Origin of the sequence: Litoribrevibacter euphylliae (genome assembly GCF_042646085.1) — a bacterium.
In the GTDB taxonomy this organism is placed as follows: domain Bacteria; phylum Pseudomonadota; class Gammaproteobacteria; order Pseudomonadales; family Litoribrevibacteraceae; genus Litoribrevibacter; species Litoribrevibacter euphylliae.
In genome coordinates this window covers 468631-483366 of the sequence record NZ_JBHRSZ010000004.1, presented here as the reverse complement: position 1 = coordinate 483366, position 14736 = coordinate 468631, and the positions used below count along the sequence as shown (strand labels likewise).

The following is a 14736-nucleotide window of genomic DNA, read 5'->3' as shown; positions in this document are numbered from 1 at the left end:
ATGTTAAGAACAGATTAGAGATCATAATGCGCATATGCTTTAATGACTTTCCCATTTTTTCACTTATGCAGCGGACGGTTATTACTGTCCTTCACCTTGGCGGGTTAGAACACTGAATTGTTTCATGCAGGCTATTACCAGAGGCAGTACGCCAACAAAAATCAATGTTGAAATTGCACTTGCGATGATAACGCTTATTAAATTGTCTCCAGACAACTGGTTTGTGATAGCGAAATCAACATATAAATAATAAATGGTAAGCGGTATGACAACTGCCGCACCCGCAGTTGCTAATGCGATACAATTTTTATGGTTTAGCCTGACGATGATCATTGCAGGAACGATAGCGGTGACAATTTCGACGGGAATGGAAGAAAACAGGTAAAATAACCAAGGATAGTCGCTAAAGACCCCTTCATTCGGTGTTGAAATCTCATTTCCAACATAACCGATGAGTCCCATGCCAATCAAACAATAGGCTAATCCGAGTATAAACGTTATAGAAGCTACCATTTTCCAATATTCCTTTAATGATTCTAATCCTTGCGTTTCGGGGTCAGGCCTTGCAGTTAAACCGGGGAAGTAACTCTCCCAAGTATGTGCGACTTTATAGTGAAGACGAAGCCGCAACGAAAAACATCGCCGTGACTGGCGTTGTTAGACACAGTCTTAACATTTGAAGAAAAAATTCACAAACGCCAGAACAAATCCGCCGCCCCATACAAATAGCATCCCCAAAGAACCAAGAACGATGACAACAGAACGAGATCGCAAGCGCATCAAGCGCGACTGTCGGATGATGTATGTGAAAAGTATGCTACCGATAATGATTCCTACCGCAACAACAATCCAGCCAAGCACATTAATGAGGGGATCTTTTTGTCCGAACTCAGTCGGGCACTGACTTGTTGCGTATGCTGATGGGGAGCACACCAGAAGTGCCGTAAGAATCCAAGGAATTGCCATGCGTCCTAACATGTGTTTAGGCTTCGACCTCTATGGTGAAATGCTATTGTAGTTTTACCTGCTCCGGTCATATAGATGTTAGTGCTCACGGCTTATGCTGCCTAATATTTACTATTTTGCCTTTGTCGAGTACCAGTTCGATACCAAAGAAATCTATTGCTGAAACCGATTCATCTTTAAATACATCGATGTAGCTAATTTTCCTTGCATCAACAACACATATGTCGTTTTCACATTGAGCAGAAGGATAAACTGATTGAAACTCAGTTATATCTCTCCCGATGAACTCCCCTAACTTATCCATAAATTGGAACTGGTGCATTTTACTTCTGTGGTAGTCGTTATGGTTACTCTCACGCCAGTACAAAACTGATACTGTAATAACCGCAACACTTAGAATTATGCATCCAGCTTTGTACATTAGAATTTTCTCGATAGGGCTCTAACGCCGCGCTCTGGGGCAAACCGAAGCGCAGCGTAGGTTTGTCCCTAGCAGCGCATTGTTATGGCAGACGATGAGTTTCATGGCTGTTTATAGCTTTTCCATTCTTAATTAAGTAAATCAAAAAATTTTGTATTTCGTGAGCTAACTCTTTTATCTCAATTGCAAATGCCTCAAGATCGCCTGAAGATACATCTTCGAACTGAGATCTTATTCCATGCTTTTCTTTAGCTGTGGTTTTTATCCTTGTGATCGAGTCGGCATCCTTGCCGGCGCCCCAAATGGAGTGTGTGATTTGATTTCGCTTTTCTTCTGCTTGGCCTGCGCGATTAATTAGAGTTTTTAATTTCTCAAAGTCAGCGTCGTCTTTTCCGTGCCTTTCAATATACAAGCTGACCAATAGAGCTTTTAGCCCTTTAAAAGAAAGTTCAGCAGTTATGATTTGGCCTATTCGTTGACGCTCATTCAATTGTGATCTGATAAGTGATTGCAACTGAAATTCCAGTAAAGCAAAGGAAACAGTTATATCTCCAATGCTCTTAAGATGGTTGTCAGGTACTGAGTGCTGAAGCATATCTCTCCTTAGCCATAACAGTTAATAGACGGAAAAATTCCGTAATCTAAAGACGGAACTAATCCGTAATATCTACCATCCTCGAAGGTTGGTTAGTTTCAAATCAATCAATTCCATCTGAAATCAATGAGGTAGTCAATCATCTTCAGTAAAGACAGATTTATTCCCTGTATAAATACGGAATAATTCCGCTTTTCCTGTGAAACACAGGCTTATCTCTGCCCCATGTCTTCCAGCACATCATAAATACGCCCTGGGTAGTCCCCAATAATGCCATCAACGCCTAGGCTAACTGCGCGTTCGATGTCGTCCACGTCATTTACTGTCCAAAGATCAACGGTGACGCCTTTGCCTTGGAAGAAGCGAACGTAAGGTTTGGTGGTAATGGAGAACGGTAGTTGAGCCACGTCGAATTTGGGTTTGAACGCCCAACCAAAGCCGGTGCTCCATGCGATACTGGCTTCGACTAACTCGGCGATGGTGGCACTGGTTTTAACGTCGCCGTAACTCACGTTTCGGAAATGTTTCATGGCTTTGCTGTGTTGGCTGGCAACCACGACACGGTCTTGAAGTTGGTAATCAGAGATTAGCTTCCAAACGCGTTCCGCCAGCGTTTCATCATTGACTTTGATTTCCACATTGAATCGTTCGTACGGGAATAACTCGAACAGTTCATTGAGAGCCAACAACTGTAAGCCTTGGTTTCTGAACGGGTAGCTGGCGCCATCGTCGATGGTGAACTCATGGCCTGCATCTAGTGTTTTAAGTTCCGCTAAGGTCAGGTCTTTGATCTTGTCAGAGATCCCGACGTTTTTCTTGAGGTCAGCATCGTGGTTAATAATCACGTGTTGGTCTTTGGAAAGATGAACATCCAATTCCAGAATGTCTGCCCCTTGTTCGAGCGCTTTTTGAAATGCCAACGCCGTGCCTTGAGGGTATTCACCGGAGGCACCACGATGCGCAAGAATTTCAATGGCAAGGGCTTGGTTGAAAGAAGCGATAAGAATCAAGAGGGTAAACAGTGTTTTAAACGCAGCATGTATCATTTTGATCATCCTTAATTTTTGTAGTTACTTGTCTGAATTCTTAAATTTTTATTCCGTATTTATTGCACTTGTATTAACAGTTTCAGCGCATCAAAAAAAGAAAAGGCGACCAACCGAGGTCACCTTTTCATTACTTTCTTATTTCATTAGATCCCGGCGCGCTTAGTTCAAACTTGGACGCCATTTTTGGTTATCGCCGCCGTGGTATTCCCACATCACGATGGCTGCACCATTATCCGTGCCCGCTGCATCCACTACTCGGTTGGTGTTGTGGCGAGAACGAAAGGCCTTGTTACTGCGGTCAAACTGTTGATTGAGGTTGCCTTCCTGACATTCCCAAATCTGCAGTTGGACACCTTCAGAAACATCACCGTTTGGTACATCCAGACACATGTTGCCGTCTAACTGGCTCTTCAATGTGCCTTTGATGGAATCGTAATACCATTGCTGAGCCGCCGTACCGTTACAGTCATGCAGTTGAACTTTCGTGCCGTTCGCAACTTGGCTGTTGGTGACGTCTAAACATTTGCCTGAACGCTTGTCGCGGAAGTCGACCCAACGGTGAACAGGCATGAAAGGTCTTAGCTCCCATTGCTGCCAATCCGCGCCGTGGTATTCCCACTGCCCTACATTACCGCCATTACCTGTGCTGTAAGCGTCCGCGACGATGTTGCTGTCGTGTTTGCTGGCCAACACATTGCCGTTGTAAGTCCAACGTAGGTTATCGCTATCGACACAATCCCAAATCACGATTTCACCGTTGTTGTAGGCTTGCCCGCGATTGTCCAAACATTTGGTTGGGTCAGCACGGTTTACGAACATTTGGCGTTCTTTGTCGTACAACCAATGTTGATCGTAAGAGTCATCGTCACAATCCCAAATCTGAACATTGGTGCCGTTGAACAAGTTATCATCGTGCCCTGGTACATCCATACAACGACCAGCTTTACGGTTGTAGATAGAGACATAAGGTCGCAATGGATTCACATAGTCTTCATTGGCATTGGCTTCGGCGCGCTCCCACATCTGCAAGTACGCTTCTGCTGAGTTCATGACCGATTCATAAATACGTGATGGCGCTTGCTCGCGTAGATCCTGAATGTGATCTGCTACCATGCCGTAATGCGCAATACCATCGACATTCAAATCAAAGGTGCGATTACCCGATACTTGCTTGTCGAACACAAATCCAAACTCAGAGGTAAACGGATAGTTCAGCGGATTGGTATCAACATCGCCACGCGGCCCTGGCTGAGAACCTAAACCACTCATGTCTGTACCGAAGCTCACCCCATTCAGATACGGTGTTTTTTCTACTTCATCCAGATAGTTGGAGATGCTGTTAGCAATAGAATTAGCGTGCCAGTTGTAAGGAGCAACAAAACCGCCTTGATGAATCAAGCGTTTCACGTTTTTATGAATCGCCCCGTTTCGTGATGGGCTCATCCAGCTGTGCGATGAAATCACCCCGCTGTAGTTACGCGCTTCCACAATATCCAGAATCGCTGAGGCACTGTCTTTACTGGTGTGATCCAGCTCGATCAACATGCCTTTGTCAATCATACGGTTGATCAGATACACACCCAGTTCGCTCAAACCATGCTTATTACAGTGCTGAATGGTTTCATCGTATTGCGGATTCAAACCAGCGACATCGAGAATTTCTTTAATGAATGGCACATCACCAATGATCGGGAAGCCAGAGGTAAAGTAGTTACCGCCGGTATCTTCATCACATTCTTTGGTTTCGAAGAACTTCTCGGTGGCGAGTAATTGGCCAACGTTGATAAAGCCATGCTCAACGCGCGAACCACTCAGTTGGTTATCAAACTTATGCGCAGGATAGAGCGTACGAACCCCTAGATCGTATAGCTCGTTCAACTGGGCTTCGATGTCGTTGCGATTACACTTATCTTTCTTACCGCAGTTGAAGGTTTCAGAGGCTTCAACGCCCATCAATACCGCCATTTGACCATTCGCAATCACTTCACGCGCTTGTTCTGGCGAGTGCACCAACTGGAAGAAGCCTTTACCAGGGCCACCGGATTGGGCATCGATGTAAGCTTGCATTTCATTCAAACGCTGAACCTGCAAACGTATACTGTCCATGGTGTTACAGCTGTTCGGGTTGATCCAGCTGCCCGGATTCACTGTGGACTGCACTTTACACAGCACTTCGTTTTCCACGAGATCCGTCACCATCAGACGCAAGCCGGACATGTACGCCCGCTCGATCCACTTGTAGTAATAACCGGAGTGGCTCATCTGCTCATGGTTCGGCCACCAAGGGAACTCAGGCCAGCCACGAGTATCGTAACGCATGTTCGGATCACCAAAGGTATAGAGGTTTCCGATTAAATCCAACGAACCGTTTGGCCCGTGAATTGAGCTACTGTCGCTCAATGCCGTTTCTACACCCCAGCGATGGAACGGCTTACCATGCATCATCTTGCCGCCCATAAACTCATAGGACGTAATGTGTGTATGCGGGTCAACAAAGCCTCGTACCGGCGCACTGGCATCGCCTTTCAGCGCATCTTTATCACCGGAAACATTAACCGTAATTTCAGGGAACGGCGTACAATCCGCCTGTGCTACGAGGTTAAATTCCGCCTCGCTTGTTCTGTTGGTTGGGTTGAGTAAATCAAAGAAATACAAGCCCCCGTCACTGTAGTTATGGCGCAACCACATGTTCAGCGCATTGCCACGGAAACTGAATTTAAAGCCATTCACCGAGTCGCCATTCGCTTCCATTTCCCATTCAGCAAAGGTACCGGCATACCGCCCGGCACTGATTTGTGCAGGCAGATGACTGGCAAAATAACGGCCGTCTTTGTCTGTTAACATATAGTTAGAGAAGGAGGTCGGCTTAAAGAAGAAGTGGGTCGCATCTTCAGCCGCTATGGATTCAAATCGATAACTCAAGCCATTATCGACCGGCCCGCCTTTGTAAAACTTTTTCAGATAATACCCTGTTGTTGGAGATTGAATGGCGTAACAGCCTTGAGCCAATTCATGAACCGCATTTTCTTGTTCTCCGGCAAGCAGTACATTTGCCTGTAACACGTCAGCATCCAACTGTGCACCTACCACTACGGCGCATGCCAGAAAGCCTTTCGCAGCATTTTGGATTTTCATGTGATTCCCGTCTTTATTATTGTTATGGAAAGGAATAAGCCACCCGATGCGAATAACGCATGAGTTTGCTCATTGTTTAGACAGACTAGATAAAAGAATCACTGGATCAATAAATACCCATTTGCAAATACTTAAATGCACTGCTCAAAACGTGAAAGGACAAAATATGGGTAAATTTTGTCCCTATAAAAACAATTTGATTGCGCCTAAAAGCAATAAAAAATGGGCTATTTAAGAAATAAAGAGAGTTTGACTCAAAGCGGTAACGACTACTCAAAAGTTAAAAATTGAATTGCTCAACTTTTAAAATCCAAAAGAAAATCAAAGACTTGAAAAACCACCGAATCGGCGTAGTTCAATTTCTCTTTGAATGCTTTCAATATCGTGTAATCCAAAGACATGAGGTGGGATGAGAAACTTCTCGTCACCGAGGGTATAGACGTAAACCTCTTCGATTAATGGCGCCAATTTAGTCCCCGTACCCGTCGGCTTTTCAGTGCCAATGTGAGATAACTCCTGATACGGAAGCGTCCAAAGTACTGCCTCTCCCTGTTGAAACATCAGGAAGTCTTGTTTGAAGATCAGTTGATATTCTGACCGCAGCAAAGGCACAAGAAACTTAAACCCATACATCAAAGTCGAGGCAAAGGCCCAGCCAAAAAACACGGTTTCTGCTTGCGGGAAGAAGGCTCTCGAAACACCCCACACCGACCACATCGCCAAAATCAAATAGCCGTTGATAAACTCAAAGCCATCCGCAATGCCAGCGCGTGCTTTAAAAACCGAATCATCCATAACTGCAATCATACCTTTCAAGAAACTCCCAGGTTATTTAAGACACTCTCAGGTTATTTACGAACCCCCGAGCCTCTCAACCTGCGCGCAGTATAAAGAAGTCGCTTCCTTGAAAGTCCTAACTCGTTCACAAGATTACGTTTTGTTGCAAAGTATCCCGTACTCGTGGGTTGCTCCATGGCTATGGTGTACTGGACAGCGCTCACCCATCAATTCAATCGACCAACGGATCTTGGGGTCGCATTAAAATGACGTTTAAATTCCCGGCTGAACTGTGACGGACTGGTATACCCCACCATCATCGCCGCATCGTTGGCGCGCTTGCCTTCGGTCTGAATCAATTCTCTCGCTTTGTTCAGACGTACCTTTTTCAAATATTGCAGAGGCGATTCCATCGTGACTTGACGAAACGCGCGATGAAAACCGGACAAACTCATATTGGCCTGATCAGCCAAGCCTTCAACCGTTAGAGGCTCTGCATATTCTTTGTGAATTCGACTTAATACCTTTGCAATACGGGCGTAATGACCATCGTGACGCGCCAAATCAAACAAGATGTGTCCGTTTGATCCGGTTAGGATACGAAACACGATTTCTTCAACAATGCTTGGCCCAAGCACTTTCGCTTCAACATCACTATGCAACACTTTAAGCAAACGCTTGCAGGCTTCACCTAAATCATCACACATACAGGATGATTTCAGCCCCAACTCTAATGCGCCATTCGTTGCTGCTGGATTCCGAGCATGGGAAGCCGTGCTTTCCAACGAATGCGACAAGGTATTCACCAAGTTATGTAATAACTGAGGATCAACATCAATGGACATCCCCAGAATGGCCTTACCTTCGTCAGCAAAAGCTTCGCACTCTAGAGGCAAAGGTACGCCAATCACCAAATAATCCCCCGGCCCATAACTGACACATTGATCCCCCAAATGGATCTGCTTATGCCCTTGCCCCATGACAATGATGCCGGATTGATACAAGAGCGGCACCCGTCCGTTCCCTTCACTGGCACGATAAAAATGCACACCAGGAATAGAGGTGGTCTGTGCACCTTCCAACGTATTTAGGCCTTTTAACTCGGCATAAGACTGCATTAATTCGCCTAACTTGTTCACGATAAGCCCTCACAACTATTTATGCACAAAATACATAAAAAAATAGAAATAGGCAATTTTTATCCATTTTTTACTGTTTTTAAAACAATTCATCACAACTATTATGCAATCCATAATTTAAATCCAACTTATGAGGGGATGTTGCATGAAGTTTTCATATCTTAATCCAACCCAAATTCACTTTGGCCAAGGCCAGATCGCAGCCATTGCAAACAGCATCGCAAAAGATCAAAAGGTATTGGTTATTTATGGTGGTGGCTCCATCAAACACAACGGAGTTTACGATCAAGTTAAAGAAGCTCTAAAAGAGCACCAGTGGTTGGAGTTTTCAGGCGTAGAACCCAACCCAACCAAAGAAACCTTGGACAAAGCGGTACAAATCGCCAAAGAACAACAAGTAGACTATGTGTTGGCCGTGGGCGGCGGGTCTGTGATTGACGGTTCCAAATACGTCGTGGCAGCTGCTTTGTATAACGGCGACGGTTGGGACATCCTCACTGGTCAGTATCAAGTGAATAAAGCCCTACCATTAGGCGCAGTGTTGACCCTACCAGCGACAGGCTCGGAGTCCAATGCAGGCGCGGTAATTACTAAAGCGGAAACTCATGACAAGCTGCCCTTCTTTGCCGCAGCGGTACAACCACAGTTCGCAGTGATGGACCCGGATGTTATGAAAACCCTGCCAGAACGCCAACTAGTCAACGGATTGGTAGACGCCTTTGTTCATATCTGCGAGCAATACCTGACCAACCCAGCGGGTGCCATGGTGCAAGACGGTTATGCCGAAGCGCTTTTGAAAAATTTGGTGACATTGGCTAATGACTTTGACCAGAGAGACAATGATCAGTGGCGCGCCAACTTGATGTGGACAGCCAACCAAGCGTTGAACGGTCTTATTGGTGCGGGCGTCACTCACGATTGGGCAACCCACATGATTGGTCATGAGCTAACGGCTCTGTATGGTGTGGATCACGGTCGTTCTTTGGCCATCATTCAGCCGTCGTTATTGCGTAACCAGCTTGACGTGAAACAAGCCAAGTTGGAGCAAATGGGCAAAAATGTCTTTGGTCTAACAGAAAGCGAAGACAACTCAGAAGCGAATGATCTGGCAGAGCGCACTATTCAAGAGATTGAAGCCTTCTACCACAACTTAGAGGTCGCCACCCAATTAACCGAGCATGACAGCGATAAGGCCACGGCGATTGATACCATCATCCAACAGTTGGAAAGCCACCAAATGATTGCTTTAGGCGAGCATCAGGCCATTACCTTGAAAGAAAGCCGTGAGATTCTGGAACTGGCAGTAGCGTAAGGATGGCTATCGGGACCTATAGCCAGCTATTGAAACAAGCGCGCCCTAAATAAAGAATCTCCCATATAAAGAGTTCCTTAAGTACTTATGTACGTTTCCGACCATAGCTTCTATGGTCGGCTTTTTTGCCTATATCAGAGCCAATTCCATCGAAAAATTCGTCAGGCTAACGCCTTTCCGAATCACCTCATTTTGTTTGGTGACCTGAAAACCCTGTCGTTCAAACACAGGTCTGGCGACTAACGATGCATCCACAAACAAGGTAGTCAGTTGGTGTTGCAGAGCCCGTGACAGCGTTGCACCATACAAGGCTTTACCTACTCCTTGCCCTTGAAACTCAGGGTGCACATAGAAACAGTCGATATAACCGGTTCGATCCAACGCATTAATCTCAAGCTCCATGAAACCAACGAGTCTGTCTTCGTTAAAGGCCAGTAAGGTTTTAGACGGCTTCACATGTGTGGCCCAATAATCGTACTTCGGTGGTTTAGGTGCCCAAGCCGCCTTTTGTTCTGGCGAGTAAATCGCATCATCAATGGCATGAATGCTCTCAAAAAACAAATCCGCAATGGCGACAATATCATCACCGTCTTGATACGCACGAAGTTCAATCTCTTTACTCACACACCATCCTTATTCATCTTTTGAATTCAACCACAATATACAGCGGACTAAATACCACAAAGGGCTTTTAATCCCAAGCCCAGACATTAATATACCCCCTACTATTGTCCTCAAACTGTTTATCACTCCATGTCCATATCATCTATTGATTTATCTGCCATTGATCTACCTATCAGCACCCTGCTGCCAGCCATCAAAGATGCACTGACGTCACACGATCAACTCATCATCGAAGCAGCACCGGGCGCCGGTAAAACTACGGTAGTGCCTTTGTCACTGCTCGACTTAGAAGGTGTAGGACACACTTGGATTGAAACAGGCAAAATCTTGATGCTGGAACCTCGACGGATTGCCGCTCGCCAAGCCGCAGAACGCATGGCTCAACTGTTAAATGAAGAGGTAGGCGAAACGGTTGGCTACCGAGTTCGGATGGATAAAAAAGTCTCAGACAAAACCCGAATTGAAGTCATCACCGAAGGCGTGCTCAATCGAATGCTGTTGGAAGACCCATCGTTGGATGGCATTGCCGCAGTCATCTTCGATGAGTTTCACGAACGCAGTCTCGACGGTGACTTGGGCTTAGCGCTAACGCTGCAAGGCAGACAACTTTTCGGTGAACTAAGAGAACATCCGCTGAAAGTTCTTGTGATGTCCGCAACGCTGGATGGCACACAGATACAAAGCTATATCGAACGCGCCAGTGAAGACACCTGCCCTATTTTATCAAGTGAAGGCCGAGCGTATCCGGTGGAGGTTATCTGGCAAACCTCTTCTTCAAAAACGAGTACTCAATCAAACTCAAGCCGTTTTAAACAAAGTCACTTTCAACATAGTAATCATGCCAAACATCAAGCCTTAGTGGATCAGGTAAGCCAATGCGTCGAGCAAGCGTTGGCGGACCAAACCGGCAGCATTCTTGTGTTTCTACCCGGTCAACGAGAGATTCAAAGTGTACGCGAGCAACTGGTTACTCATCTCGGCCAAAGTAATTCGCTGATGATTACGCCACTCTATGGCGCCTTATCACTCGCAGAACAACGAAAGGCCATCGAACCGGCACCACAAAGCACACGAAAAATCGTACTGACCACCAGCATTGCCGAAACCAGTTTGACCATCGAAGGCGTGCGGGTGGTGATTGATTCAGGCCTTGCCCGAGTACCGGAATACGACCCGAAGACCGCCATGACTCGACTCAAAACCGAGCGAGTATCCAAAGCCTCCGCCAAGCAACGCGCCGGTCGTGCGGGCCGCTTGGAAGCTGGCGTTTGTTATCGTTTATGGTCGGAAGAGCAACATCAAAGCCTGGCCAACTTTGCTGCGCCGGAAATTGATCAGGCTGATCTCGCCCCGGTGGCTTTGCAGTTGATTCAGTGGGGGCTGAGTGAACCGACGGAACTGGATTGGCTCACGCCCCCTAAAACCTCAGCCTACAATCAAGCGGTGGACTTACTTCGCCAACTGGAAGCGATTAGTGAAGACGGGGCGACTCTAACAACACACGGTGAAGCTATGGTTCAGCTTGCCATGCACCCGAGATTGGCGCACATGTTAATCAAGAGTCGATCTCTTACCAGTGACTCATCACAAGCGCCTTCTGAAATAGCCTGCCAATTAGCGGCACTGCTGTCAGAACGAGATCCCATCAACGGCAATTGTGAATTAGCCCAACGTTTAACGCTGTTCAACAACGAATCCAAACAACCAAATTCGCCATTGATTAAGCGAATAAAGCAGCTTGCTAAGCAATTTGAACAACAACTGAAGCGCGTGCCGTCATCCGGCGGCTCTAAGATTCACGTCAATTCAAACGACTTAGCAGGCATATTAACGTCGCTGGCCTACCCCGATCGCATTGCCCAAAGAGCCAAAGAACACCTAGCCGACAAAATCACTTCTGACAAATCAACCTCTTATAAGCTAAGCAATGGCCGACAAGCTCAAATTCCTGCGTCCGACCCATTAACCAAGGAAGCGTATCTTGCAGTGGCTCAGTTGGGAGGTCAATCCGGCCAAACCTCTGACCGAGTCTTCTTGGCAGCGCCCTTGAATTTAGACGCTCTGAAACAGGTTGAGCCTTCACTTTTCCAAGAAACAGTGGCTGTTGAATGGTCTAACAAAGATGAACGCTTATTAGCCGAACAAAGAACGAACGTAGGCAAACTGATCTGCGAGAGCAAAGCGCTATCTAAGGTTCCCAGTGATCAAAAAGAAACAGCGTTACTTAACTTTGTAAAGAGCAAAGGATTGGATCTACTGACTTGGACACCCGAACTTAAAAGCTGGTGCCAGCGCATTGAACTGCTTCGCTCTATTTCTATTGATCAAGAAGTCAATCAACAAACCGGCTGGCCGGATATGTCGGAACAAGGGTTGTTAGACTCTCTACAAGACTGGCTAGCCCCTTACCTCACCGACATCAGCCATATCAATCACTTTAAAAAGTTAGACCTCAAAAACATCCTAGCTGCTCGACTGCCGTGGCCTTTACCCAAAGAACTGGACGAACAAGCCCCAGAGCGAATTCGTGTACCATCTGGCTCAAACATCAAGATTGATTACTCACAGAACCCGCCGATATTGGCGGTAAAACTTCAAGAAATGTTCGGCCAAACCGACACGCCCAGCATCGCCAACGGCAAGGTCAAGCTGTTGGTGCATTTGCTCTCACCGGCACAACGACCACTGCAAGTCACTCAGGATTTAGCGGGCTTTTGGAACTCAAGCTATGAATTGGTGAAGAAGGATATGAAAGGTCGTTATCCGAAACATCACTGGCCAGATAACCCACTGGAAGCGGAAGCGACAGCCAGAGCGAAGCCGAGAAAGGGTTAATGATTTCCGGGTTAAGCTGGTCCGCATAAACAACACTAGCGCCAATAGCCACCCCAGAAAGTGTTTGCGACCATTCACATCTAAACTATCAAGTACTGCTTTCTATGAGATTCCTTTCTCTTTCTTAGTTATCGACTAGGCTGAAGTGAAGAAAGGTGGAAAACAAGGATTGATGAAGTGGAAATTCTGCTCGTAGATGACGACCAGGTCGATCGCGATCTGGTTAAGCGCACTCTGAAAAAAAGTAGCTTAGAGGTCAATATTGTTGAAGCTGTGACCGTTGATGAAGGCTTATCTCATTTCAGAGAAAACGTCTTTGATCTTATCCTGTTGGATTATCGAATGCCTCGACGAGACGGCATTGAAATGATCGTCGAACTCAGAAATGAGCCAAAGGATGAAAGTACCGCTATTGTGATGATGAGTGCCTCAGAAAATGAGGAACTGGCTCTGGAATGTATTAAAGCCGGGGCGCAAGACTTTTTAGTAAAATCAGAAATCTCGGAACCTCGGTTAAGGCGTGCGATTCTTCATGCAACCACCCGCTTCGAGCTGGAAAAACAGCTGTATCTCACCTACCAAAAAGTCAAACAACTCGCAGAAACCGACACACTAACCGGTTTACCCAATCGATATTTATTTGATGAATCACTGAAACAGGCAATAACCAGTAATCGTCGAAGCAGCCACAAGCTGGCACTCATATTATTTGATTTAGACAACTTTAAATACGTAAACGATACCTTTGGCCATGATGTCGGTGATCTCTTACTTCAACGTACTGTCAGTCGAGTTCAAAGTTGCTTACGAGGAAATGAACTATTCGCTCGATTAGGTGGGGATGAGTTTGCTATCACCTTAAGTAACCTCACCTCCATAGAAACGGCAAGCCAAGTCGCTAAGCGAATTATAGATGTATTAGTAGCACCTATCCAAATAGGCACTACCGACATTCATGTTACTGTCAGTATGGGGATTGCTATTCATCCAGATAATGGAAATTCCAGCGAAGAGCTCTTCAAACATGCAGACATTGCAATGTACCGAGCCAAGAAGCAAGGCAAAAACCAAATGAGCTTCTTCGAATACGAAATGCAGCAGCAGTTTATGTCTCGTGTAGTCATAGAACAAGAGCTGCGCGAAGCAATTCACACCAATCAGCTGGAACTCTTTTATCAACCCGTTATTACCCTCGACACAGGTGACGTCAAAGGGTTTGAAGCCTTGATCCGTTGGAATAATAACGGTATTACTCGCTCGCCGGATGACTTTATTCCAATCGCAGAAGAGTCTGGGCTGATCAATGCCCTAGGTCTAAGGATCATAGAAGACGCACTCTCAACAGTCAGTCAGTGGAATCAAAAATATGGTAAGGAATTTACCATTGCCATCAATATTTCCTCTAAACAACTACGGGATGAAGTTTTGGTCGAAAAGCTTCGTGATGGCTTAGAAAAATATGGATTAAAACCGGAACTGGTTGAGTTAGAAATTACTGAAACAGCGCTGCTGCATGATACAGAAACCGTGAGCGCAACCATCAACCAATTACACAACTTGGGCTGCAAGTTAGCACTGGATGATTTCGGAACCGGTTACTCATCCATTTCTCACCTAAGAGAATTCCCTATTTCTATCGTAAAAATAGACAAAAGCCTGATGCCTTTGTCTGAGCAAGACGCAAAACATATTGCGCTGGTGAGAGGCTTAACGTCTATGGTCTCTATCTTAAACCTGAGCATCGTTGCCGAGGGAATCGAGCATCCGCATCATGCAGAGCTCTGCAAGGAGTTGAAGATCAGTCGAGTCCAAGGCTATTACTATTCTAAACCGCTACCCAAATCAGACATTGAACAACGCTATGTAATAACTCAGTAGACACC

12 protein-coding genes are annotated in these 14736 nt (G+C 45.9%); 3 read left to right on the top strand and 9 right to left on the bottom strand.

Going from position 1 to position 14736, the window contains the following annotated elements; genetic code table 11:
• Positions 1-81: 81 nt before the first annotated feature.
• The 8 genes from ACFOEK_RS09640 to ACFOEK_RS09605 all read right to left on the bottom strand — a co-directional run bounded on the left by ACFOEK_RS09640 (position 82) and on the right by ACFOEK_RS09605 (position 8082).
• Complete coding sequence (locus tag ACFOEK_RS09640) at positions 82-513, bottom strand: hypothetical protein (RefSeq protein WP_386719766.1); 432 nt, start codon at positions 511-513, stop codon at positions 82-84.
• Positions 514-669: 156 nt separating this feature from the next.
• A complete protein-coding gene (locus ACFOEK_RS09635; protein ID WP_386719763.1) occupies positions 670-978 on the bottom strand; it encodes a hypothetical protein in 309 nt (102 codons plus the stop codon).
• Positions 979-1051: 73 nt separating this feature from the next.
• Entirely contained in the window at positions 1052-1387 is a 336-nt protein-coding gene (locus ACFOEK_RS09630) for a hypothetical protein (protein ID WP_386719760.1), read from the bottom strand.
• An 82-nt stretch (positions 1388-1469) separates the two neighbouring features.
• Positions 1470-1982, bottom strand: a complete 513-nt coding sequence (locus tag ACFOEK_RS09625) for a hypothetical protein (RefSeq protein WP_386719758.1) — start codon at positions 1980-1982, stop codon at positions 1470-1472.
• 212 nt (positions 1983-2194) lie between these two features.
• A complete protein-coding gene (locus tag ACFOEK_RS09620; RefSeq protein WP_386719755.1) occupies positions 2195-3028 on the bottom strand; it encodes a glycerophosphodiester phosphodiesterase in 834 nt (277 codons plus the stop codon).
• 162 nt (positions 3029-3190) lie between these two features.
• A complete protein-coding gene (locus ACFOEK_RS09615) occupies positions 3191-6166 on the bottom strand; it encodes a ricin-type beta-trefoil lectin domain protein (RefSeq protein ID WP_386719752.1) in 2976 nt (991 codons plus the stop codon).
• Between the two features lie 321 nt (positions 6167-6487).
• Positions 6488-6961, bottom strand: coding sequence for a hypothetical protein (locus ACFOEK_RS09610; protein ID WP_386719750.1), 474 nt, complete (start codon positions 6959-6961; stop codon positions 6488-6490).
• Positions 6962-7170: 209 nt separating this feature from the next.
• Positions 7171-8082, bottom strand: a complete 912-nt coding sequence (locus ACFOEK_RS09605) for an AraC family transcriptional regulator (RefSeq protein ID WP_386719747.1) — start codon at positions 8080-8082, stop codon at positions 7171-7173.
• A 145-nt stretch (positions 8083-8227) separates the two neighbouring features.
• Here ACFOEK_RS09605 and ACFOEK_RS09600 point away from each other — a divergent pair, with 145 nt between their 5' ends.
• Positions 8228-9394, top strand: coding sequence for an iron-containing alcohol dehydrogenase (locus tag ACFOEK_RS09600; protein ID WP_386719744.1), 1167 nt, complete (start codon positions 8228-8230; stop codon positions 9392-9394).
• A 129-nt stretch (positions 9395-9523) separates the two neighbouring features.
• Here ACFOEK_RS09600 and ACFOEK_RS09595 read toward each other — a convergent pair whose 3' ends face one another.
• The gene (locus ACFOEK_RS09595) at positions 9524-10018 is read right to left on the bottom strand and encodes a GNAT family N-acetyltransferase (RefSeq protein ID WP_386719741.1); all 495 of its coding nucleotides are present in this window, start codon (positions 10016-10018) and stop codon (positions 9524-9526) included.
• A gap of 129 nt (positions 10019-10147) precedes the next feature.
• Here ACFOEK_RS09595 and hrpB point away from each other — a divergent pair, with 129 nt between their 5' ends.
• Together hrpB and ACFOEK_RS09585 are read left to right on the top strand one after the other, a co-directional pair.
• On the top strand, positions 10148-12853 hold the full coding sequence (gene hrpB / locus ACFOEK_RS09590; protein WP_386719738.1) for an ATP-dependent helicase HrpB: 2706 nt from the start codon (positions 10148-10150) through the stop codon (positions 12851-12853).
• A 177-nt stretch (positions 12854-13030) separates the two neighbouring features.
• A complete protein-coding gene (locus ACFOEK_RS09585) occupies positions 13031-14731 on the top strand; it encodes a putative bifunctional diguanylate cyclase/phosphodiesterase (RefSeq protein ID WP_386719736.1) in 1701 nt (566 codons plus the stop codon).
• The last annotated feature ends 5 nt before the right edge of the window (positions 14732-14736 follow it).

Excerpts from the sequence above, each read along its gene's own strand:
- ACFOEK_RS09640 (WP_386719766.1), bottom strand. The coding sequence starts at position 513 with ATGGTAGCTTCTATAACGTTTATACTCGGATTAGCCTATTGTTTGATT.
- ACFOEK_RS09635 (WP_386719763.1), bottom strand. The coding sequence starts at position 978 with ATGTTAGGACGCATGGCAATTCCTTGGATTCTTACGGCACTTCTGGTG.
- ACFOEK_RS09630 (WP_386719760.1), bottom strand. The coding sequence starts at position 1,387 with ATGTACAAAGCTGGATGCATAATTCTAAGTGTTGCGGTTATTACAGTA.
- ACFOEK_RS09625 (WP_386719758.1), bottom strand. The coding sequence starts at position 1,982 with ATGCTTCAGCACTCAGTACCTGACAACCATCTTAAGAGCATTGGAGAT.
- ACFOEK_RS09620 (WP_386719755.1), bottom strand. The coding sequence starts at position 3,028 with ATGATACATGCTGCGTTTAAAACACTGTTTACCCTCTTGATTCTTATC.
- ACFOEK_RS09615 (WP_386719752.1), bottom strand. The coding sequence starts at position 6,166 with ATGAAAATCCAAAATGCTGCGAAAGGCTTTCTGGCATGCGCCGTAGTG.
- ACFOEK_RS09610 (WP_386719750.1), bottom strand. The coding sequence starts at position 6,961 with ATGGATGATTCGGTTTTTAAAGCACGCGCTGGCATTGCGGATGGCTTT.
- ACFOEK_RS09600 (WP_386719744.1), top strand. The coding sequence starts at position 8,228 with ATGAAGTTTTCATATCTTAATCCAACCCAAATTCACTTTGGCCAAGGC.
- hrpB (WP_386719738.1), top strand. The coding sequence starts at position 10,148 with ATGTCCATATCATCTATTGATTTATCTGCCATTGATCTACCTATCAGC.